A 22091-nucleotide genomic window follows, 5' to 3' on the forward strand; every position below is an offset into this window, starting at 1 on the left:
GCGACGATGCAGAGCAGAGCGACCAGAAGGAGCGGCGCTTTGACCATGCGCCGGCTGGTGATCGCCGCAGCGGTATCGGCATTGCTGCTCACCGGCTGTTCCGGGCGCGACGCCGTCGCCCAAGGCGGCACGTTCGAATTCGTCTCGCCCGGCGGAAAGACCGACATCTTCTACGATCCGCCTGCCAGCCGCGGCCGCCCGGGCCCACTGTCTGGGCCGGAGCTGGCGGATCCGGCGCGCAGTGTGTCGCTGGACGACTTCCCTGGGCAGGTCGTCGTCGTCAACGTGTGGGGGCAATGGTGTGGGCCGTGCCGGGCCGAGGTCAGCCAACTACAGCGGGTGTATGACGCCACCCGAGGTGCGGGTGTGTCGTTCCTCGGGATCGACGTGCGCGACAACAACCGCCAGGCGCCCCAGGACTTCATCAACGACCGGCATGTGACGTACCCGTCGATCTATGACCCGGCGATGCGCACCTTGATCGCATTCGGTGGCAAATACCCCACCAGCGTCATTCCGTCCACGCTGGTGCTGGACCGTCAGCACCGGGTCGCGGCGGTGTTTCTGCGCGAATTGCTGGCTGCGGACCTGCAGCCGGTGGTCGAGCGGGTGGCCGAGGAGGAGCCGTCGGGTCGGGCTCCGGTGGGGGCGCAATGACCGGGTTCACCGAGATTGCCGCGGTGGGGCCACTGCTGGTGGCGGTGGGGGTATGTCTGCTGGCTGGTCTGGTGTCGTTCGCCTCACCATGTGTGGTGCCGCTGGTGCCCGGCTACCTGTCGTATCTGGCGGCCGTCGTTGGGGTGGACGAGCAGCTGCCGGCCGGCGTCGTCAAACCCCCGGTGGCTGCCCGCTGGCGGGTCGCCGGATCGGCGGCGCTGTTCGTGGCGGGGTTCACGACGGTGTTCGTGCTGGGCACCGTCGCCGTCTTGGGCATGACCACCACGCTGATCACGAATCAGCTGCTGCTGCAGCGGGTCGGAGGCGTGCTGATCGTCGTCATGGGCCTGGTGTTCGTGGGGTTCATCGGAGCCCTGCAGCGCCAGGCGAGGTTCACGCCGCGCCAGTTGACGAGCGTAGCGGGGGCGCCGGTGCTTGGCGCGGTGTTCGCGCTCGGCTGGACACCGTGCCTGGGGCCGACGCTGACCGGGGTGATCACCGTTGCCTCGGCCACCGAGGGTGCCAGCGTGGCGCGTGGGATCGTGCTGGTGATTGCCTATTGCCTGGGGCTGGGGATTCCGTTCGTGCTTTTGGCGTTCGGTTCGGCGTGGGCGGTGGCGGGCCTGGGCTGGCTGCGCCGGCACACCAGGGCCATCCAGATCTTCGGCGGGGCGCTGCTGATCGCGGTCGGTGCCGCGCTGGTCACCGGGGTGTGGAACGACGTCGTGTCGTGGCTGCGCGACGCCTTCGTTTCCGACGTGAGGTTGCCGATTTGAGTGGGCAGGGTGCCGCGCAAAAGGCGCGCAACATGTGGCGGTCGTTGACGTCGATGGGCACCGCGCTGGTGCTGCTGTTTTTGCTCGCGCTGGCTGCCATACCCGGGGCCCTGCTGCCGCAGCGTGGCCTCAACGCCGCCAAGGTGGACGACTACCTGGCCGCGCACCCACTCATCGGTCCGTGGCTGGACGAGCTGCAGGCCTTCGACGTGTTCTCCAGCTTCTGGTTCACCGCCATCTACGTGCTGCTGTTCGTGTCCCTCGTCGGCTGTCTGGCCCCGCGGACGATCGAGCACGCCCGCAGCCTGCGGGCTACACCGGTCGCCGCCCCGCGCAACCTGGCCCGGCTGCCCAAGCACGCCCACGCCCGGCTGGCCGGCGAGCCCGCCGCCCTGGCCGCCACCATCACGGGCCGGCTGCGCGGCTGGCGCAGCATCACCCGGCAACAAGGCGACAGCGTGGAAGTCTCCGCCGAGAAGGGCTACCTGCGCGAGTTCGGCAACCTGGTGTTCCACTTCGCGCTGCTGGGTCTGCTGGTGGCGGTGGCCGTCGGCAAGCTGTTCGGCTACGAGGGCAACGTGATCGTGATAGCCGACGGCGGACCCGGTTTTTGTTCGGCGTCGCCGGCCGCGTTCGACTCGTTTCGCGCCGGCAACACCGTCGACGGCACGTCGTTGCACCCGATCTGTGTGCGGGTCAACAACTTCCAAGCGCACTACCTGCCGTCCGGGCAGGCCACCTCGTTCGCCGCCGACATCGACTATCAGGCCGACCCGGCCACTGCTGACCTGATCGCCAACAGCTGGCGGCCCTACCGGCTGCAGGTCAATCACCCGCTGCGGGTCGGCGGCGACCGGGTGTACCTGCAGGGCCACGGCTATGCGCCCACCTTCACCGTGACGTTCCCGGACGGGCAGACCCGCACGTCGACCGTGCAGTGGCGACCCGACAACCCGCAGACCCTGCTGTCGGCGGGCGTCGTGCGCATCGACCCGCCGGCCGGCAGCTACCCCAACCCCGACGAGCGTCGCAAACACCAGATCGCCATCCAGGGCCTGCTGGCTCCCACCGAGCAGCTCGACGGCACCCTGCTGTCGTCGCGTTTCCCCGCGCTCAATGCCCCGGCGGTGGCCATCGACATCTACCGCGGCGACACCGGCCTGGACAGCGGGCGGCCCCAGTCGTTGTTCACCCTGGACCACCGGCTGATCGAGCAGGGCCGGCTGGTCAAGGAAAAGCGGGTCAACCTGCGCGCCGGTCAGCAAGTCCGCATCGACCAAGGCCCGGCGGCCGGCACGGTGGTCCGGTTCGACGGCGCGGTGCCGTTCGTCAACCTGCAGGTCTCCCACGACCCCGGCCAGTCCTGGGTGCTGGTCTTCGCAATCACGATGATGGCGGGACTGCTGGTGTCGCTGCTGGTGCGCAGGCGCCGGGTGTGGGCGCGGATCACGCCGACGACCGCGGGTACGGTAAACGTCGAGCTGGGCGGCCTGACGCGCACCGACAACTCCGGGTGGGGCGCCGAGTTCGAGCGGCTGACCGGGCGGTTGCTGGCGGGTTTTGAGGCGCGGTCCCCGGACATGGCCGAAGCGGCCGCAGGGACCGGAAGGGACGTCGATTGAACACGCTGCACGTCAACGTCGGCCTGGCCCGCTACTCCGACTGGGCGTTCACCTCGGCCGTGGTGGCGCTGGTGGTCGCGCTGCTGCTGCTGGCGTTCGAGTTCGCCCAGGTTCGCGGTCGCGGACTCGCGCCGCTGGCCGTGCCGGCCGGATCGGTGGCCACCGATAGCGCTACCCCTGGGATCGTGGCGGACCAACGGCACCGGCCGTTCGACGAACGCGTCGGGCGGGGCGGGCTGGCCGTCGCCTATCTGGGCATCGGGCTACTGCTGGCGTGCGTCGTGCTGCGCGGCCTGGCCACCCAGCGGGTGCCGTGGGGCAACATGTACGAGTTCATCAACCTGACCTGCTTGTCCGGGCTCATCGCCGGCGCGGTCGTGCTGCGCCGTGCGCGATACCGGCCGCTGTGGGTCTTCCTGCTGGTCCCGGTGCTGATCCTGCTCACCGTGTCCGGACGCTGGCTCTACGCCAATGCCGCCCCGGTGATGCCGGCACTGCAGTCCTACTGGCTGCCCATTCATGTGTCGGTGGTCAGCCTCGGTTCTGGGGTATTCCTGGTCGCCGGTGTCGCCAGCATCCTGTTCCTTGTGCGCACATCGCGGCTGGGTGAGCCAACCGGTGAAGGCGCGCTGGCGGGTATGGTGCGGCGGCTCCCCGATGCCCAAACCCTGGACGGAATCGCCTACCGGACCACGATCTTCGCCTTCCCCGTTTTCGGCTTCGGGGTGATATTCGGTGCCATCTGGGCCGAGGAAGCCTGGGGCCGCTACTGGGGCTGGGACCCCAAGGAGACGGTGTCCTTCGTCGCGTGGGTGGTGTACGCGGCGTACCTGCACGCGCGGTCAACGGCGGGTTGGCGGGACCGCAAGGCCGCCTGGATCAATGTCGCCGGCTTCGTGGCCATGGTCTTCAATCTGTTCTTCGTTAACCTGGTGACCGTCGGCCTGCACTCGTATGCGGGCGTGGGCTGACCGTTCGTCTGCAACCGACCCGAGGACCGCAGCAAGGGGGAGTGCTGGTGACCGAGCATCCGAGGACGGGCGTGGGAGCCCCCGATAGCGGCAACGGCGGCACGGATCATCCGACCGTGCAGTTGCCGCCCGTGCCATCCGTGGGGGCACCACCGGCTGCGGCCGGTGGTGAAACACCGACTAGGTCAGTTGCGGGATTCCGCACCCAGCGGCTCGACCCGACGGCCTACGGCGCCTACTACAGCGGCCCCGATGAGGGCCCGGCCAGCCCGGCTGAAAGGCCGCCGTATCGTCTCGAGCCGGTGCCCCATACGCCGTATCCGGAACTGGCCACCACCACGCTGCTGAGGCCGGTCAAGCCGCCACCGTCGGAAGGCTGGCGTCGGTTGCTCTATCTGCTGTCGGGTCGGCTGATCAACGCCGGGGAAGGCCCTCGGGCCGCGCACCTCAACGACCTGGTCGCTCAGGTCAACCGCCCGCTGCGCGGCTGCTACCGGATCGCGGTGTTGTCGTTGAAAGGGGGTGTCGGCAAGACCACGATCACCGCGACCCTGGGGGCCACCTTTGCCGACCTGCGCGGTGACCGGGTTGTCGCGGTCGACGCCAATCCCGACCGCGGCACACTGAGCCAAAAGGTCCCGCTCGAGACGCCGGCCACGGTGCGGCACCTGCTGCGCGACGCCGACGGCATCGAGCGCTACAGCGACGTTCGCGGCTACACATCGAAGGGACCCAGCGGGCTGGAAGTGCTGGCATCGGACAGTGATCCGGCCTCCTCGGACGCATTCAGCGCCGACGACTACACCCGCACCCTGGACATTCTGGAGCGGTTCTACGGCCTGGTGCTCACCGACTGCGGTACCGGGTTGCTGCACTCGGCGATGTCGGCGGTTCTGCCTAGGTCCGACGTACTGGTCGTGGTCAGCTCGGGGTCCATCGACGGCGCCCGCAGCGCCGCGGCGACGCTGGACTGGCTGCAGGCCCACGGCCACGACGACCAGGTGCGCAACTCGATCGCCGTCGTCAACGCGGTGCGGCCGCGCGCGGGCAAGGTCGACGTGGGCAAGGTCGTCGAGCACTTCTCCAGGCGTTGCCGTGCGGTGCGCGTGGTGCCGTTCGACCCACACCTCGAAGAAGGCGCCGAAATCGCGCTGGATCGGTTGCGGCGGGAGACCCGCGAAGCGCTCACCGAACTGGCAGCGGTGGTGGCCGCTGGATTCCCCGGCGACCCGCGGCGCTGCAAACCGAGCTTCACCTAGGAACGGTTATTGTCCCCGTGCCCCAACCGCCGCAGGAACTCTGGATCGTCGTCGGGCCCGATGACGCGAGTCTTGGGCCGGTTCATCTGTGCCCGTGCAGCGCGCCAGCCAAGGTAGATCAGCGTCGCCAAAATCAGCACGAGGAGCAGGTAGAGCACTCGACACCTCCTTGGACCGAATATACCCGCGCCGTAGGCTCAGGCTGTGTCAGAAGCGCCTAACGACAAGACCACTCGGGGTGTTGTCGACATACTGGTCTATGCGACGGCGCGGCTGCTGCTGGTGGTGGCGGTCAGCGCAGCGATTTTCGGGGTCGCGCGACTGATCGGGTTGACCGAATTCCCCGTTGTCGTGGCCACGCTGTTCGGGCTGATCATCGCGATGCCGTTGGGCATTTGGGTGTTCAGCCCGCTGCGGCGGCGCGCCACGGCCGCGCTCGCGGTGGCCGGTGAGCGTCGGCGCGCCGAGCGGGAACGGCTGCGGGCCCGGCTGCGTGGCGAGTCGCTACCCGAAGAACAGTGAGCGCGGGGCGCCTGGTAGTCGGCATTGTGCACAAGTGGGTTGGGCATTCAGCACAGTGTTTGCGCTGATCGTGGCGATTCGCCTCGGCCGCGATTGGCGGCTCCTAACGTTGGCTGCACCGGGTGTGGGTTGCGGGAAGGTGTGCGATGTCTAATTTGCTGGTAACCCCGGAGCTGGTGGCGGCTGCGGCGGCGGATTTGGCGGGTATTGGGTCGGCTATCGGTGCGGCCAATGCGGCGGCCGGGGCCCCGACGATGGCGCTGTTGGCCGCCGGTGCCGATGAGGTGTCGGCGGCGGTGGCGGCCGTGTTTTCCTCCTACGCCCAGCAATATCAGGCGCTGAGCGCTGCGGCGGCGGCGTTTCACGACCAGTTCGTGCGGGCGTTGGCCGCGGGTGCGGGTGCGTATGCGGGCGCCGAGGCCGCCAACGTGGAGCAGCAGTTGCTGAACGCGATCAATGCGCCCACCCTCGCGTTGTTGGGGCGGCCGCTGATCGGCAACGGCGCCGACGGGGCGGCCGGGACCGGTCAGGCCGGCGGGGCAGGCGGGCTGTTGTACGGCAACGGCGGTAACGGCGGGTCGGGTGCGGCCGGGCAGGCCGGCGGGGCCGGCGGCGCCGCCGGGCTGATCGGCCACGGCGGGACCGGCGGGGCCGTCACCGGGGTCAGCACCACCGGCGGGCCGGGCGGTCACGGCGGTGACGCCGGCCTGTACGGGTTTGGCGGGGCCGGTGGCGCGGGTGGGTTCGGCCAGAGCGGGGCGGCCGGCGGGGCCGGTGGGGCCGGTGGGTGGTTGTACGGCGACGGCGGCGACGGCGGCGCAGGCGACAACGGCGGTAACGAGTCCGGCACCGGCGTCAGTGCCGTTGGGGGTGTGGGTGGGGCCGGTGGTGCTGGTGGGTTGTTGTTCGGTAACGGCGGCGACGGCGGCGTCGGCGGCGACGGCGGCGACGGCAGCAGCACCCAGGATTCCGGTGGTGATGGGGGTGCGGGTGGGGCCGGTGGTGCTGGTGGGTGGTTGCTTGGTAATGGGGGGGCCGGCGGGGCCGGCGGGGCCGCCTCAATCAAGGTTGCCACTGGTGGGCTGGGTGGTGATGGTGGCGATGCCGGGCTGTTCGGGTTTGGTGGGGACGGCGGCTGGGGCGGACGCGGAGTGGATGCTCGATTCGGTGCGGCTGGGGGTGCCGCTGGGGCCGGCGGTGCGGGCGGGTGGTTGTACGGCGATGGCGGCGCCGGCGGCGTCGGCGGTGTCGGCGGTGCTGTCTTCAGCCTTTCCTCCGGTGACGGCGGGGCCGGCGGGGCCGGTGGCGGTGGTGGGTGGTTGTTCGGTAACGGCGGCGACGGCGGCGCCGGTGGCGGCGGCGGTGGCCGCTTCGGCAGCGGCAGCGGTGCCGGTGGTGATGGGGCTGTCGGTGGGGCCGGTGGTGCGGGCGCGTGGTTCGGCAACGGTGGCGCCGGCGGCGTCGGCGGCGGCGGTGGCCGCGGCACCACCGCCATCGGTGGCGACGGGGGTGCCGGTGGGGCCGGTGGTGCGGGTGGGTGGTTGTACGGCGACGGCGGCGCCGGCGGTGCCGGCGGCGGTGGTGGCCGCGGCGGCACCGGCAACGATGGTGGCGACGGCGGGGACGGCGGCCGCGGCGGTGATGCCCAGCTGCTTGGCAACGGCGGTGACGGCGGGGCCGGCGGGGCCGGCGGGCCCGCCGGGTTGGCGCTTCCCCCGGGGCCGGCGCGGCCGGCGGGGGCGGCGGTGCCGGCGGTTCGCTGTTCGGCAGCCCCGGCACGACCGGCCCGCACGGCTGATCCCTGGCTAGCGCCGATCTTCGCGCGCTCAACCCTTCGGCATTCGCACCACCTGGGCGGCATAGCTCAGACCGGCGCCGTAGCCGATCAACAGGGCCAGATCGCCGGGCTTGGCCGCGCCGGTCGTCAGTAATTCGGCCATCGCGAGCGGAATGGAGGCCGCCGAGGTGTTTCCGGTGTGCTCGATATCGTTGGCGACCACCGCGTCGGGCCGCAACTGCAGGTTCTTGACCAGCAGCTCGTTGATGCGGCTATTGGCCTGATGAGGGACGAACACGTCTATCTGGTCGGGTCGCACCCCGGCGGCGTCCATCGCGCGCCGACCGACGTCGCCCATTTTGAACGCTGCCCAACGGAAGACCGCGGGACCTTCGAGCCGCACAAACGGGCGTGGGCCGCTGGGATTCTGGGCGAAAGTGATCCAGTCGATGTCCTGCCGTATGGCATCGGCCTGTTCGCCGTCGCTACCCGCCACGGTTGGTCCAATGCCTTGAAACGGTGTCTCGCCCACCACCACTGCGGCCGCGCCGTCGGCGAAGATGAAGCAGTTGCCGCGGTCGTACATGTCTATCGTGGGGGACAGTTTTTCCGTGCCGACCACCAGCATCGTGGCCGCACCTCCGCCCCGGATCATGTCGGCCGCTGCGCCAAGCGCATATCCGAATCCGGCGCACCCCGCCGAAAGATCGAACCCGAGTATGCCCTTGGCGCCCAGCGACGCCGCGACCATTGGGGCGGCCGGCGGGGTTTGCAGGAAATGGGTGTTGGTGGTGACGATCACGCCATCGATGTCGGCCGCCGACAGGCCGGCGTTCGACAGTGCCCGTCGACAGGCCTCAGTCGCCATGGAAGCCGCCGACTCGTCGTCGGCGGCGAATCGGCGGGTCTTGATGCCGGTTCGGGTGTAGATCCACTCGTCGGACGAGTCGATGTGCTGGCATATCTCGTCGTTGGTGACCACGCGTTCGGGCCGGTACGCCCCGACACTGAGCAGCCCGACGCTCCTGGCGCCGCTGGTCGTGGCGATCTCCGTCATACCCGTCCTATCTGTTCTCGTCGAGTGTGCACCTACGGCGACGACACGCCGACGGAGCCCGCCCTGAGTGCACGTTCGAAGTTAGCTCAACTGACCAAACGCCAATGCCCCCGCCACCGCCAACGCCCACACCAGCATGGCCAGCCCAGTGTCACGCAGTACCGGGATCAGCTCGCGCCCGCCGCGCCCGGATCGCACCGGTCCGGCAGCGCGCAGCGCCAAAGGCGCGGCCACCAAGCCCACCACACACCACGGCGTGGCCAGCATTAGCACGAACGTCAGCACCCCGGCGACCGCCAGCAGGCCCTGGTAAAGCATCCGGGTCCGGGCGTCTCCCAGCCGCACCGCCAGCGTGATCTTGTCGGCCCGCGCGTCGGTGGGGATGTCGCGCAGGTTGTTGGCCACCAGCACCGAGCACGACAACGCACCCGTTGCTACCGCCTGTGCCAGCCCCACCCAGTCCACCCGCAATGCCTGCGTGTACTGGGTACCGAGCACGGCGACCGGCCCGAAGAACACAAACACCGCCAGTTCGCCGAAGCCCGCATAGCCGTAGGGTTTTGACCCGCCGGTGTAGAGCCAGGCCCCGGCGATGCAGATCGCACCCACCGCAATCAGCCACGGCGCGCTGAGCAGCGCCAAAACCAGCCCGGCCAGCGCACCGAGCGCCAGGCTCGTCATGGCAGCGGTCAGCACCGAGCGCGGGGTCGCCAGCCGCGAGCCCACCAACCGCACCGGACCCACCCTGTCGTCATCGGTGCCGCGGATGCCGTCGGAGTAGTCATTGGCGTAATTGACCCCAATGACCAGCGCCACCGCAACAGCCAGTGCCAACAGCGCTTTCCACCACACGGCCGCGTGCAGCCAGGCCGCGGCGCCGGTGCCGGCAACCACTGGCGCGATCGCGTTCGGCAGCGTTCGGGGCCGCGCGCCGGAGACCCACTGTGCGAAACTGGCCACCAGGGCATCCTGCCCTATGCACAACAATGGGCGCATGCTCGGAGTGATCGGCGGCAGCGGCTTCTACACCTTCTTTGGGTCGGACACCCGCACAGTCAATTCGGACACCCCCTACGGTCAACCCAGCGCCCCGATCACGATCGGCACCATCGGGGTGCACGACGTCGCGTTCTTGCCCCGCCACGGCGCCCATCACCAGTACTCGGCGCACGCCGTGCCGTATCGGGCCAACATGTGGGCGCTGCGCGCGCTTGGTGTGCGGCGGGTCTTCGGGCCGTGTGCGGTCGGCAGCCTGGACCCTGAACTCGAGCCCGGCGCGGTCGTGGTGCCCGATCAGCTGGTCGACCGCACCAGCGGCCGCGCCGACACCTATTTCGACTTCGGCGGTGTCCATGCCGCCTTCGCCGATCCGTACTGCCCCACGCTGCGGGCCGCGGTGACCGGCCTGCCCGGTGTTGTCGACGGCGGCACCATGGTGGTGATCCAGGGTCCGCGGTTTTCCACCCGCGCGGAAAGCCAGTGGTTCGCCGCTGCCGGGTGCAATCTGGTCAACATGACCGGCTATCCCGAGGCGGTGCTGGCTCGCGAACTCGAATTATGCTACGCAGCAATCGCTTTGGTGACAGATGTGGATGCCGGCGTCGCTGCTGGCGATGGCGTGAAAGCCGCCGACGTGTTCGCCGCATTCGGGGAGAACATCGAACTGCTCAAAAGGCTGGTGCGGGCCGCCATCGATCGGGTCGCCGACGAGCGCACGTGCACGCACTGTCAACACCACGCCGGTGTTCCGTTGCCGTTCGAGCTGCCATGAGGGTGCTGCTGACCGGCGCGGCCGGCTTCATCGGGTCGCGCGTGGATGCGGCGTTACGGGCTGCGGGTCACGACGTGGTGGGCGTCGACGCGCTGCTGCCCGCCGCGCACGGGCCAAACCCGGTGCTGCCACCGGGCTGCCAGCGGGTCGACGTGCGCGACGCCAGCGCGCTGGCCCCGTTGTTGGCCGGTGTCGATCTGGTGTGTCACCAGGCCGCCATGGTGGGTGCCGGCGTCAACGCCGCCGACGCACCCGCCTATGGCGGCCACAACGATTTCGCCACCACGGTGCTGCTGGCGCAGATGTTCGCCGCCGGGGTCCGCCGTTTGGTGCTGGCGTCGTCGATGGTGGTTTACGGGCAGGGGCGCTATGACTGTCCCCAGCATGGACCGGTCGACCCGCTGCCGCGGCGGCGAGCCGACCTGGACAATGGGGTCTTCGAGCACCGTTGCCCGGGGTGCGGCGAGCCAGTCATCTGGCAATTGGTCGACGAGGATGCCCCGTTGCGCCCGCGCAGCCTGTACGCGGCCAGCAAGACCGCGCAGGAGCACTACGCGCTGGCGTGGTCGGAAGCGAGTGGCGGTTCGGTGGTGGCGTTGCGCTACCACAACGTCTACGGCCCCGGCATGCCGCGCGACACCCCCTACTCCGGAGTGGCCGCGATCTTCCGCTCGGCGGTTGAAAAAGGCAAGCCACCAAAGGTTTTCGAAGACGGCGGCCAGATGCGGGACTTCGTGCACGTGGACGACGTGGCCGCGGCGAACCTCGCCGCGGTGCATCTGGGTGAAGCGGACCGCGACGGGTTTACCGCGGTCAACGTCTGTTCCGGGCGCCCCATCTCGATCCTTCAGGTGGCAACCGCGATATGCGACGCCCGCGGTGGCTCGATGTCCCCGGCCATCACCGGGCACTACCGCAGCGGCGACGTGCGCCACATTGTCGCCGATCCCGCGCGGGCCGCCCGCGTGCTCGGGTTCCGCGCGGCCGTCGATCCAGGCGAAGGACTGCGTGAGTTCGCGTTCGCGCCGCTTCGCTGACCGCTCGAGCTACGACGAGTGGTCCGGCGGCCGGTAGATCTTCGGCCGCACTGGGTGCGTCGACCCAGCTGACCTGAAAATCCGGGGGGATCCAGCAGGCCGGGACAGCGCCGGGGTGTGCGGGGGTTGCGGCAGCTGGCGCAGCCTGCCGATGACGATGGCCGCCGCGAGGATGCTGAGCGCCAGGCCGCACAGCACCACATCGAAGGTGCTGGTGATCTGCTGGGCAAGATCGTTTCCGTAGACGGGGTGAGCCGACCCGCCCGAAGATGCCTGGAATCGCGGAGCCAGGACGACGCCGACGATGACGCGCGAAACGGTGAATGTGCATAGCAATCCGCACAGCGACGAGATCAGCCTCGCGGGCAGGGCCTCGGTCGCCATGTTGAAGCGAAGCCAGATCGCTAGGACCGCGGTGGCCAGATCGAACGCAGCCAGCGCCATGCTGTCGTAGCGCGAGAACGGATAATTCAACAGCACCGCGACGACGAGGTCGGTCAACCGCATCGCTACCGAGCCCAGGCACCACACGGCGATGAGCAGCAAGCCGTTTCGGGACGCTGCCCGCCACACGGTTTTGTCGATCGGTGGCGCGTTCGGGGACCTGAACAGGGTCAGCGGCGCACACATTGCCGCGGCCGCGGCCCACACCAGATAACCCTCGTATCCCACGCCGGCCGTCGACGTGTTTTGGGCAATGCCGTGGAACGCGTCGATCTCGCGGCCGATGGGAAGGCTCCACACGATGGACCCGGCGATCAGGGTGGAGCCACCCAGCGCCACGGTTGAGAGCGCTTCGGCCGCTGTAGGCCGAAGCAGCCACCGGGACGCGACCAGCACGGCGGCCAGGGCTACCACGCCGTACACCACCGCCGTGTCGATGACCGCGAGGTTCTGTTTGCCAAAACCGGACGCGCCGGCCGCGGGCTCCAACGCGTACCTGACCCGCCAGCTCAGGTTGAAACCGGTGCTGAGGGCCGCACCCAACATAGACGCGTAGCCGAGGAACTGGGTGGCCCGCAGCCACCTGCTGTGGCTGCCCTCATCGGTGGTAGCGCCGGTTAGCGCCGGTTGCGCGCTCAACAGCGCGCCGGTGATCCCCAGCCATCCCCCCGGCCCGACACCACCGGGCACGTGGACGGTGCCGCCGAGTCGAATCGTCTGGATCGCGTCGAACACCACGAAGGCCAGCACCAGCAGCAGATAGGGGACGTTGAGGCCCAGGCGAAGCTGTGAGCGCCTCCCGGCGAAGGTCACGGCAAGCGATGCCAAAGAGAGCGATGTCACCGCCAGCAGCAACCCGAACACGGTCTTGCTGCTGTCCGGGATTCGGAAACCGAAATACAGGTTCCATGGGAAAAACAGCGCACCGATGAGCAGGGCACCAGCGGCCAAGTCGCGGACGACCTCGCGTCGTCGGGTGTCGTCGCTGCTCAGGCCCACGATGCCCCCCGGGAATCAAGAACGGTTGGCGCCGAGTCGGTCCTGTGGTGGCGTGGGTGCACCCGGCCGGGCCGACTGCGTTGCTCGCTTGCGAACATAGTCTCCGTTCCGACGACGCGGCAGTGGCGCAGAACACGCGGTTGGGCGGATCTCGTTTGCCCGGTGACCGTCCCGCTGTTTGCGAACCCGGTTACGCTGCGGTCATAGGCGAACGCTGTCGCCGAATTACCGATACTGCCGACGGTATCGCAGTGTAACGATGCCGGGACATTGCTGGTTGTGGGGTAGCCAGCCGAAGGAGAGCCGCGATGGACGTCGCTTTGGGGGTTGCGGTCACGGATCGGGTCGCGCGTCTGGCGCTGGTCGACTCGGCTGCGCCCGGCACCGTGATCGACCAGTTCGTGCTCGATGTGGCCGAGCACCCGGTCGAGGTGTTAACCGAGACCGTGGTGGGCACGGATCGGTCATTGGCCGGCGAAAACCACCGGCTGGTCGCTACCCGGCTGTGTTGGCCGGATCAGGCCAAAGCTGACGAGCTGCAGCACGCACTGCAGGACTCCGGGGTCCACGACGTTGCCGTGATATCCGAGGCGCAGGCCGCCACGGCGCTGGTCGGGGCGGCACATGCCGGCTCTGCCGTGCTGTTGGTGGGTGATGAGACGGCAACCTTATCGGTGGTTGGTGACCCGGACGCGCCGCCGACGATGGTGGCCGTCGCGCCGGTGGCGGGCGCCGACGCCACATCGACCGTCGATACCCTGATGGCCCGGCTCGGCGACCAGGCCCTCGCCCCGGGGGATGTCTTCCTGGTGGGTAGGTCCGCCGAGCACACCACGGTTCTTGCCGACCAGCTGCGCGCGGCGTCGACGATGCGCGTGCAGACTCCCGACGACCCCACGTTCGCGCTGGCCCGTGGCGCGGCGATGGCGGCCGGCGCCGCTACGATGGCGCACCCGGCCCTGGTCGCGGATGCGACCACTTCGCTCCCCCGGGCCGAGGCGGGGCAATCGGGTTCTGAAGGCGAGCAGCTGGCGTACTCGCAGGCCAGCGATTACGAGCTGCTTCCGGTCGACGAATATGAGGAACACGACGAATACGGGGCAGCCGCGGATCGCTCGGCGCCGTTGAGCCGACGGTCGCTGCTGATCGGCAACGCTGTCGTGGCCTTTGCGGTGATCGGTTTCGCCTCGCTGGCGGTGGCGGTGGCGGTCACCATCCGACCGACCGCGGCCTCAAAACCGGTAGAGGGACACCAAAACGCCCAGCCAGGGAAGTTCATGCCGTTGTTGCCGACGCAACAGCAGGCGCCGGTCCCGCCGCCTCCGCCCGATGATCCCACCGCTGGATTCCAGGGCGGCACCATTCCGGCTGTACAGAACGTGGTGCCGCGGCCGGGTACCTCACCCGGGGTGGGTGGGACGCCGGCTTCGCCTGCGCCGGAAGCGCCGGCCGTGCCCGGTGTTGTGCCTGCCCCGGTGCCAATCCCGGTCCCGATCATCATTCCCCCGTTCCCGGGTTGGCAGCCTGGAATGCCGACCATCCCCACCGCACCGCCGACGACGCCGGTGACCACGTCGGCGACGACGCCGCCGACCACGCCGCCGACCACGCCGGTGACCACGCCGCCAACGACGCCGCCGACCACGCCGGTGACCACGCCGCCAACGACGCCGCCGACCACGCCGGTGACCACGCCACCAACGACCGTCGCCCCGACGACCGTCGCCCCGACGACGGTCGCTCCGACCACCGTCGCCCCGACCACGGTCGCTCCAGCCACCGCCACGCCGACGACCGTCGCTCCGCAGCCGACGCAGCAGCCCACGCAACAACCAACCCAACAGATGCCAACCCAGCAGCAGACCGTGGCCCCGCAGACGGTGGCGCCGGCTCCGCAGCCGCCGTCCGGTGGCCGCAACGGCAGCGGCGGGGGCGACTTATTCGGCGGGTTCTGATCACGGTCGCGGCTTCACTACGGTCGGAGGACATGGCCGGTGATGCGGTGACGGTGGTGCTGCCCTGTCTCAACGAGGAGGAGTCACTCCCGGCGGTGCTGGCCGCGATCCCGGCCGGCTATCGGGCGCTAGTGGTGGACAACAACAGCACCGATGACACCGCGACGGTGGCCGCCCGCCACGGTGCCCAGGTGGTTGTCGAGCCGCGGCCCGGATACGGCTCGGCGGTGCATGCCGGTGTGCTCGCCGCGACCACCCCCATCGTAGCGGTCATCGACGCCGACGGCTCGATGGATGCCGGCGACTTGCCCAAGCTGGTCGCCGAACTCGACAAGGGCGCCGACCTGGTGACCGGTCGGCGGCGGCCGGTGGCGGGCCTGCACTGGCCATGGGTCGCCCGGGTGGGCACCGTGGTGATGAGCTGGCGGCTGCGCACCCGCCACCGCCTGCCGGTGCACGACATCGCGCCCATGCGGGTCGCCCGGCGAGAGGCCCTGCTGGATCTGGGCGTTGTCGATCGACGCTCGGGTTACCCGCTGGAGCTGCTGGTCCGGGCCGCTGCGGCGGGCTGGCGTGTCGTCGAACTCGACGTCAGTTACGGTCCCCGGACCGGCGGCAAATCCAAGGTCAGCGGTTCGCTGCGGGGCAGCATCATCGCGATCCTGGACTTCTGGAAGGTGATCTCGTGAGCTGCCTGCCGGTCAGCGTGCTGGTGGTCGCTAAAGCGCCGGAGCCGGGCCGGGTCAAGACCCGGCTGGCCGCGGCGATTGGCGATAAGGTCGCCGCCGACATCGCCGCGGCCGCACTGCTGGACACCCTGGATGCGGTGGCCGCTGCGCCGGTCACCGCCCGGGCGGTGGCGCTTACCGGCGACCTGGACTCCGCGGCCGATTCCGCGGAGATCCGCCGACGGCTTAAGTCCTTCACGGTATTTCGGCAGCGCGGTGACGCCTTCGCCGACCGGCTCGCCAACGCACACGTCGACGCGGCCGACGGCTATCCGGTGCTGCAGATCGGGATGGACACGCCCCAGGTGACCGCCGAGCTGTTGGCCGATTGTGCACGCCTGCTGCTTCAAATCCCCGCGGTGCTCGGCCTGGCGTTCGACGGCGGTTGGTGGGTGCTGGGGATACGCACGCCTACTGCGGCCGAGTGCCTGCGCGCCGTCCCGATGTCACAGCCAGACACCGGCGAGCTCACCTTGAAGGCGTTGCGCGACAACGGCATTGATGTGACGCTAGTGCAGCGTCTGGGCGACTTCGACATCGTGGACGACATCGCGCTGGTACGCGATTGCTGCGCTCCGGGGAGTCGGTTCGCGCAGGCTACCCGCGCGGCTGGACTCTGAGGCCGCGCCGGCGCATTTGCTTACCAGTTGGTGAAGATGATGCTGTTCAGCAGTAGGGCCCCGGCGGCGTTGACCGCCAGCCAGAGTCGGTGCGAGCGGGGCGGCAGCAGTGCGGGCGCCGCGGTCAGCCAAATGGTGAAGGGCAGCCAGATTCGTTCGGTCTCGGCTTTGCTCAGCATGCTCAGGTCGGCCAAGGCGATGGCGGCCAGCACCGCCAGCAGCAGCAGATGGCAGCCGGATCGACGACTGATCGCGGCCCGGTCGAATACCCGGCTGAGACCTGCGACGCTGCCTAACCCGATAGCGCAGACCACGCACGCCAAGTTTGCCCAGGACCAATAGCCGAACGGCCGATCTTTGGCGATCCCCTGCCAATAGCGTTGCTGGACAAGGGTATAACCGTCGAACCAGGAGAATCCGGCAACCGCGAAGCTCACCGCGACCACCAGCGCCGCCAGCACGGCCGGCCCCAGTGCCCGCAGGACGGGCCGCCAATCTGCGGCGGCCAACACCGCCATCCCCGGCAGCACGATCAGCACGAGCCCGTAGTTGAGAAAGACACCCCAGCCGAGCAGTAGCCCCGCTCCGGCCGCCACCAGCGCCGGGAAGCGAGTGGCACCATGCACCGCCACCGCCAACAGGGCGATACCCCACGCCGCCACACCGGCGAAATACCCGTCGGCCGAAACCGCGATCCAGATCGCCGTCGGCGCCACCGCGACGAATGGTGCCGTCCGCCGCGCCATCTGCTCACTGGCCAGCACCCGCACGGCGATCAGCACCGCCGCCGCCGCGCTGGATCCCACCAGCAGGCACACCAGCCCCGCCCAACCGCCACCGCGCAGCCCGATCCGATCCAGCCAGACAAACGTCAGCAGCGCACCCGGCGGGTGCCCGGAGACGTGAGTCACCCAGGAATTGGGCTGGAAGTCGAGAATCCGGCTGGTGAACGTCCGCAACGTCGCCGGGATGTCGGCAATGCCGGGCACCTGCCACAGGTACTCGTCACGGGTGGTCAATCGGCCGGCAAAGCCGCGCTGCCAGCCGTCGATCATCGCCAGTGAGAACGCCCAGGCGGCGGCGGTGGCCCAGGTGCTCAGCGTCAGCACCCGCCAGGGGAGCCGGTGCGCCACTACCGGCCCCCACGCCACAACGGCCACTGCGGTAAGAACCGCCGGGGCCGTGCCCCAGCCAACATGGGCGTCCCAGTAGCCGAAGATCGGCGCGGCGCCGGCGCGCGTGGCAAACCGCTCCAAGCCGATATCGGATCGCGGTTTGATTCCCAGGTTCAACCGCGGCAGTACGAACGCGGCGCCGACCAGGACAAACCCGATCGCGACGGCCAATCCCTCGCGGCGACCGATCCTCACGACCGATCAGCCTATTGATCGGCTTCACCGGCGAACCGGCGCACCAACGCTGCCCGGTCCACCTTGCCGATGCCGCGTCGCGGTAGCACGTTCACGACATGTAGCTCTCGGGGCGCGGCGGTGACGTCCAGGGTGCGCGCGACATGCGCCCGCAGCGCTTCTAGCGTTGGTGGTGGGCATCCGTCGCCGACCACAATCGCGGCGACCACTCGCTGACCGAGTCGGTCGTCGGCAAGTCCAAAAACCGCGCAGTCACGCACCGCAGGGTGGGTGCCCAGTGCGGCCTCCACTGGCTGCGGCAGCACGGTGAATCCGCCCGTGCTGATCGCTTCGTCGGCTCGGCCCAGCACGGTCAGCACACCCGAATCACCCGATTCAAGGGCGCCAAGGTCGTCGGTGTGAAACCAGCCTGGCTCGGCGAACGGATCGGGCGAGACCGGGTTGCGATAGCCCTTGGCCAGGGTCGCACCGCCGATAGCTATGCGGCCGCCGGCCAGCACCCTCAGCCGGACCCCGTCGAGCGGAACGCCGTCGTAGACACAGCCGCCCGAGGTCTCGCTCATGCCGTAGGTGCGCACCACCGTGATGCCGGCGGCGGCCGCGGCGTCCAGGATGGGCCGGGGGGCCGGCCCGCCGCCGATCAGCACCGCGTCCAATTCGGCCAGCGCGGCCGTGGCCGCCGGGTCGGTAAGTGCCTTGGCCAACTGTGCGGCGACCAGCGACGTGTATCGCCGGCCAGAACCCAATCTCTTTATCGCGTTGGGTAATTCGGTGACATCGAATCCCGCGGAGACGTTCAGTTCGACAGGAACTGATCCGGCGATCACGCTGCGCACCAGCACCGCCAGCCCGGCGATGTGATACGGCGGCACAGCCAACAGCCAGCTGCCCGGTCCGCCGAGCCGGTCGTGGGCGGCCGAGGCGCTGGCGGTCAAGGCCGCCGCGGTCAACATGGCGCCCTTGGGCGGTCCCGTGGTTCCTGACGTCGTCACTACCAGGGCGACGTCGTCGTCAATCTGCTCGCCCACTCGCAAAGCGCCCAGCAAGGACTCATGCTGGGTGGGCACCGCGACCAATGCCGGGTCGCTGCCACCCAGCACTCGTTGCAGGGCAGGCAGCAGCAGCGCGGTAGCAGAACCGGCCGGGACGTGCAGCGCACGCAGGATGGCTATGCGTGCTCCTCGCGGTCGCGGACGTCATCGAGTGGCCATCCCTGGGCGGCCAACCGCGCCCGGACGCGCTCAACATCCTCCGGTGACGGCAACTCGTCGGTGAAATGGGTGATCACCACGCCGATGTCGATCTGGTCGAAGTCACCGAGTCGCATCAGTTCGTTAGCCACCGCCTTGACCTCATCGTGGCTCAGCCGGCGGCAAAGCAGGGCGAGCACCGCAAAGGAGTCGGTCGGCGGAATGCCCTCGGGATATCCCGCGCGCAACCACGCGACGATCGAGGTGAGAAACCGGTTCACGCTGTTATATCTTCCCGTCGGGGCCGTCGCCAAACCCTATGTCGCGGCCATCTGCGACTCTACTTGGGTGTGGCGCCCAGGAAGGCCCAGCCGGTGTGATGCGCGATGAAGTCACGGGCGATATACAGCACTCCAATGATGACTACCGCAAGCACCAGCGCGAAGATCGCCCAACTGACGGCAACCAGCAGCGGGCGCCGGCGCGCGGTGGCGTCGGCACCGTCGCCGGCGGCCTGCAGCCGCACGCCCACCGCGAACAGGCCCGGTAGCAGCGCGCCGGCTAGCAGACTGAAGATCAGGATCTTCAGGGTGGCCGTGTAGTTGAACCAGGCACTCACGGGGCGTTCCTCGTGGTGACGCCGAACTGTGGTGCTCGGTGGTTCGGTGGGGGAGTCGGAGCCGGCGGTGCAGGCACCGGCGGCCTCTGATCCGCAAGCGGCTGCGCACCCGCTTCCAGGCCGGCCGTCAGGTTGCCTTCCCAGTCGGCGTTGACGTTGGTGTGGTCGATCGGCGCCCTGCGCGACCGCAGCCAGATGGCGGTGGCGGTCAGCCACAACAGTGCGAAACCGAGGATCGCACCGGGGTAGCCACCGATGAAATGCACCAGCCCGTAGGTGAAGGCCCCGACCAGCCCGGCCAACGGGAGCGTCACCAGCCACGCGACCACCATGCGGCCGGCTACCCCCCAGCGCACCTCGGCGCCGGGCTTGCCGACGCCGCTGCCCAGCACGGACCCGGTCGCGACCTGCGTTGTGGACAGCGCATAGCCGAAGTGCGCGGACAACAGAATGACGGCGGCCGATGACGACTCGGCGGCCATACCCTGCGGTGGTTTGATCTCGACCAGCCCTTTGCCTAGGGTGCGGATGATGCGCCAGCCACCCAGGTAGGTACCGGCGGCCATGGCCACGGCGCAACTCACGATCACCCACAGCGGCGGCACCGATGCCGTCGTGCTGACCGCGCCGTAGGACATCAACGCCAGGAAGATCACGCCCATCGTCTTCTGCGCGTCGTTGGTGCCGTGCGCCAGCGAGACCAGCGACGCCGAGCCGATCTGGCCGCGCCGGAAACCGCGTTCCGTACGCTTTTCGGCAACCCCGCGCGTCGTCCGGTAGACCAGCCAGGTGCCGACTGCTCCGACCAGCGTGGCCAGCAGCGCGGCTACCACGGCCGGCACGATCACCTTGGACACCACTCCGCTCCAGATCACCCCACGCAGGCCGACGGCGGCAATTGTGGCGCCGACGATGCCGCCGATCAGCGCATGTGAGGAACTCGACGGAATGCCCAGCAACCAGGTCAACAGGTTCCAGACGATCCCGCCGACCAGGCCGGCGAACACCAACTCCAGCGTCACCAGATTCGCGTCGATCAGACCCTTGGCGATTGTGGCCGCCACGGCGGTGGACAAAAACGCACCGATCAGGTTCAGCACGGCAGGAAGTGCTACCGCTACCCGCGGTGCCAGGGCGCCGCTGGCAATCGAGGTCGCCATGGCGTTTCCGGTGTCGTGGAACCCGTTGGTGAAGTCGAACGCCAATGCCGTCACGACGACAATGAGCAAAAGGAACAACTGAAGGTTCACAGGGCCTGATTCTGCTGGTCGGGATATTGCGTTGTCGATCAAACGAGTACGCGAAATGCGGGTGTATCTCGACTCGTCGTCAGATGTTACCAATCACGTAACCCAGCGTTTTGCGGAGTTCACGCCCGGGTGTCTGTACGCAGCGGGTGACCCTCGGGAACCTCGACGAATATCAGTGTGATCCCGTCTGGGTCGGTCACATGCATCTCGTGCAGGCCCCACGGTTCGCGGCGGGGCTCGCGAGCGATCGACACGCCTCGGCTGACCAGCTCGGTCTGGGTAGCCTCGAGGTCGCGCACCTGCAGCCACAGCGCGCCGGGAAAAGGTCCCCGCGAATGGTCCGGCTCGCCGTAACCGGCCAGTTCGAGCAGTGACTGACCGGCGAAAAACACTGTGCCGGCCCCGTATTCACGGGCAATCGCCAGCCCGATCTGGTCACGGTAGAAGCTCAGCGACCGCTGATAGTCCGCCGGCCGAAGTAGCATCCGGCTGGCCAGGATTTCCATGGCCCTGTGTCTATCACGTAGCGGCACGCCGGCGGCCGAGGGTCGGCAGGCCGGGACCCGGTTCAAGGGTTGAGCTGTTCGTTGCGGCGCTGCATGAGTGCATTGACCCAGCGGGGACCGATGCTGTCCAGCGCGTTGACGGCGACGGCAACCCGAGGCGCGATCCGCACCGGTCGGGTGCGGGCGGCGGTGACCATCCACTCGGCGGCTTCCGCGGCGGTCAGCGCCGGCAGCCCGTCGTAGGCCTTCGTCGGCGCAATCATCGGAGTTGCCACCAGCGGGTAGTACAGCGTCGTCGAATGCACGCCCTGACTACCCCACTCGGTTTCGATGATCCGGCTCACCGCCGACAGTGCGGCCTTCGATGCGTTGTACACCGAGAACAGCGGCGAAGCCTCCGACAACACGCCCCAGGTGGCGACATTGATGATATGGCCGTCGCCACGCTCGAGCATCCCGGGTGCAAGCCCGCGGATAAGCCGCAGCGGGGCATAGTAGTTGAGCACCATGGTGCGCTCGACGTCGTGCCAGCGTTCCAGCGACTCGGCCAGCGGCCGCCGGATCGACCGGCCGGCATTGTTGATCAGGATGTCGATCCCGCCGATGCGCTTTTCGACGTCTTCGACCAGCGCGTCGATCGCTTCCATGTCCGAGAGGTCGCAGGGGAGCGACATCGCCGTGCCGCCGTCGCCGGTGATCCGGTCCGCCACCGCATCCAGCAGATCCTTACGGCGCGCGACGGCAACCACGACGGCGCGGTGCAGTCCGAACTGTTTGGTCGCGGCCGCACCGATGCCTGACGACGCGCCGGTGAGCAGGATGCGCTTGCCGGTGAGGTCGACGGGTTGCATCGCGGGCCGGTTGATCAGCAGTTGCGGCGAAATTGGTGGCCGCATGCCGGCCAATGTGATTTGTTCAGTCAACCAGCGCAGCGGTCTTTTGCTCACAGCTGGGGAGTCTA

At 69.0% G+C, this 22091-nt stretch carries 23 protein-coding genes and 1 other annotated feature (1 of these 24 running past the window's edge); of the genes, 12 read left to right on the forward strand and 11 right to left on the reverse strand.

Annotated elements, in window-relative coordinates; genetic code table 11:
* Nucleotides 1-39 (forward strand) — a repeat region (51 bp Mycobacterial Interspersed Repetitive Unit,Class II) (it extends 12 nt beyond the left edge of the window).
* The 5 genes from Rv0526 to Rv0530 all read left to right on the forward strand — a co-directional run bounded on the left by Rv0526 (nt 7) and on the right by Rv0530 (nt 5285).
* On the forward strand, nt 7-657 hold the full coding sequence (locus tag Rv0526; protein NP_215040.1) for a thioredoxin: 651 nt from the start codon (nt 7-9) through the stop codon (nt 655-657). It overlaps the preceding feature by 33 nt.
* A complete protein-coding gene (ccdA, locus tag Rv0527; protein YP_177735.1) occupies nt 654-1433 on the forward strand; it encodes a cytochrome C-type biogenesis protein CcdA in 780 nt (259 codons plus the stop codon). The genes Rv0526 and ccdA overlap by 4 nt, the downstream gene beginning before the upstream one ends.
* Before the next feature lie 32 nt (nt 1434-1465).
* Nucleotides 1466-3055, forward strand: coding sequence for a transmembrane protein (locus Rv0528; RefSeq protein ID NP_215042.1), 1590 nt, complete (start codon nt 1466-1468; stop codon nt 3053-3055).
* Entirely contained in the window at nt 3052-4026 is a 975-nt protein-coding gene (ccsA, locus tag Rv0529; RefSeq protein ID NP_215041.2) for a cytochrome C-type biogenesis protein CcsA, read from the forward strand. The genes Rv0528 and ccsA overlap by 4 nt, the downstream gene beginning before the upstream one ends.
* Nucleotides 4027-4067: 41 nt before the next feature.
* Nucleotides 4068-5285, forward strand: coding sequence for a hypothetical protein (locus tag Rv0530; protein ID NP_215044.1), 1218 nt, complete (start codon nt 4068-4070; stop codon nt 5283-5285).
* On the opposite strand, the gene Rv0530A is transcribed toward Rv0530, so the two are convergent.
* A complete protein-coding gene (locus tag Rv0530A) occupies nt 5282-5443 on the reverse strand; it encodes a hypothetical protein (protein YP_007409181.1) in 162 nt (53 codons plus the stop codon). The genes Rv0530 and Rv0530A overlap by 4 nt on opposite strands.
* Nucleotides 5444-5489: 46 nt before the next feature.
* Between Rv0530A and Rv0531 the strand changes: the two genes are divergently transcribed.
* A complete protein-coding gene (locus tag Rv0531; RefSeq protein ID NP_215045.1) occupies nt 5490-5807 on the forward strand; it encodes a membrane protein in 318 nt (105 codons plus the stop codon).
* A gap of 146 nt (nt 5808-5953) precedes the next feature.
* Nucleotides 5954-7738 carry a PE-PGRS family protein PE_PGRS6 gene (gene PE_PGRS6 / locus Rv0532; RefSeq protein ID YP_177736.1) on the forward strand — a complete coding sequence of 595 codons (1785 nt, stop codon included), beginning with the start codon at nt 5954-5956 and terminating at the stop codon, nt 7736-7738.
* Here PE_PGRS6 and fabH read toward each other — a convergent pair.
* Both fabH and menA read right to left on the reverse strand, forming a co-directional pair.
* Nucleotides 7634-8641: a 3-oxoacyl-ACP synthase III gene (fabH, locus tag Rv0533c; protein ID NP_215047.1), complete on the reverse strand. Its 1008-nt coding sequence runs from the start codon at nt 8639-8641 to the stop codon at nt 7634-7636. The genes PE_PGRS6 and fabH overlap by 105 nt on opposite strands.
* An 81-nt stretch (nt 8642-8722) precedes the next feature.
* Nucleotides 8723-9601: a 1,4-dihydroxy-2-naphthoate octaprenyltransferase gene (gene menA, locus Rv0534c; RefSeq protein NP_215048.1), complete on the reverse strand. Its 879-nt coding sequence runs from the start codon at nt 9599-9601 to the stop codon at nt 8723-8725.
* A gap of 16 nt (nt 9602-9617) precedes the next feature.
* On the opposite strand from menA, the gene Rv0535 reads away from it, so the two are divergent.
* Entirely contained in the window at nt 9618-10412 is a 795-nt protein-coding gene (locus tag Rv0535; protein NP_215049.1) for a 5'-methylthioadenosine phosphorylase, read from the forward strand.
* The gene (gene galE3 / locus Rv0536; protein ID YP_177737.1) at nt 10409-11449 is read left to right on the forward strand and encodes a UDP-glucose 4-epimerase GalE; all 1041 of its coding nucleotides are present in this window, start codon (nt 10409-10411) and stop codon (nt 11447-11449) included. Before Rv0535 ends, galE3 begins: the two co-directional genes overlap by 4 nt.
* 9 nt (nt 11450-11458) lie before the next feature.
* Here galE3 and Rv0537c read toward each other — a convergent pair whose 3' ends face one another.
* Nucleotides 11459-12892 carry an integral membrane protein gene (locus tag Rv0537c; RefSeq protein ID NP_215051.1) on the reverse strand — a complete coding sequence of 478 codons (1434 nt, stop codon included), beginning with the start codon at nt 12890-12892 and terminating at the stop codon, nt 11459-11461.
* Nucleotides 12893-13200: 308 nt separating this feature from the next.
* Here Rv0537c and Rv0538 point away from each other — a divergent pair, with 308 nt between their 5' ends.
* From Rv0538 to Rv0540, 3 genes are read left to right on the forward strand one after another with little or no spacing between them, the layout of a single operon-like run.
* Complete coding sequence (locus Rv0538) at nt 13201-14847, forward strand: membrane protein (RefSeq protein NP_215052.1); 1647 nt, start codon at nt 13201-13203, stop codon at nt 14845-14847.
* Nucleotides 14848-14903: 56 nt separating this feature from the next.
* Nucleotides 14904-15536 (forward strand): dolichyl-phosphate sugar synthase, encoded by a 633-nt coding sequence (locus Rv0539; RefSeq protein NP_215053.1) that lies wholly within the window; start codon nt 14904-14906, stop codon nt 15534-15536.
* On the forward strand, nt 15533-16195 hold the full coding sequence (locus tag Rv0540; RefSeq protein NP_215054.1) for a hypothetical protein: 663 nt from the start codon (nt 15533-15535) through the stop codon (nt 16193-16195). Before Rv0539 ends, Rv0540 begins: the two co-directional genes overlap by 4 nt.
* 20 nt (nt 16196-16215) lie before the next feature.
* On the opposite strand, the gene Rv0541c is transcribed toward Rv0540, so the two are convergent.
* The 7 genes from Rv0541c to Rv0547c form a co-directional block, all read right to left on the reverse strand.
* Nucleotides 16216-17565 (reverse strand): integral membrane protein, encoded by a 1350-nt coding sequence (locus tag Rv0541c; protein NP_215055.1) that lies wholly within the window; start codon nt 17563-17565, stop codon nt 16216-16218.
* 11 nt (nt 17566-17576) lie between these two features.
* Nucleotides 17577-18665 carry a 2-succinylbenzoic acid--CoA ligase gene (menE, locus tag Rv0542c; RefSeq protein NP_215056.1) on the reverse strand — a complete coding sequence of 363 codons (1089 nt, stop codon included), beginning with the start codon at nt 18663-18665 and terminating at the stop codon, nt 17577-17579.
* 68 nt (nt 18666-18733) lie between these two features.
* Nucleotides 18734-19036: a hypothetical protein gene (locus Rv0543c; protein ID NP_215057.1), complete on the reverse strand. Its 303-nt coding sequence runs from the start codon at nt 19034-19036 to the stop codon at nt 18734-18736.
* 59 nt (nt 19037-19095) lie between these two features.
* The gene (locus Rv0544c; RefSeq protein NP_215058.1) at nt 19096-19374 is read right to left on the reverse strand and encodes a transmembrane protein; all 279 of its coding nucleotides are present in this window, start codon (nt 19372-19374) and stop codon (nt 19096-19098) included.
* On the reverse strand, nt 19371-20624 hold the full coding sequence (gene pitA, locus Rv0545c) for a low-affinity inorganic phosphate transporter (protein ID NP_215059.1): 1254 nt from the start codon (nt 20622-20624) through the stop codon (nt 19371-19373). Before pitA ends, Rv0544c begins: the two co-directional genes overlap by 4 nt.
* A 119-nt stretch (nt 20625-20743) precedes the next feature.
* Nucleotides 20744-21130 carry a hypothetical protein gene (locus Rv0546c; protein ID NP_215060.1) on the reverse strand — a complete coding sequence of 129 codons (387 nt, stop codon included), beginning with the start codon at nt 21128-21130 and terminating at the stop codon, nt 20744-20746.
* Between the two features lie 62 nt (nt 21131-21192).
* Entirely contained in the window at nt 21193-22077 is an 885-nt protein-coding gene (locus tag Rv0547c) for an oxidoreductase (RefSeq protein NP_215061.1), read from the reverse strand.
* Between the last annotated feature and the right edge of the window lie 14 nt (nt 22078-22091).

The organism is Mycobacterium tuberculosis H37Rv (assembly GCF_000195955.2).
Classification (GTDB): Bacteria; Actinomycetota; Actinomycetes; order Mycobacteriales; family Mycobacteriaceae; genus Mycobacterium; species Mycobacterium tuberculosis.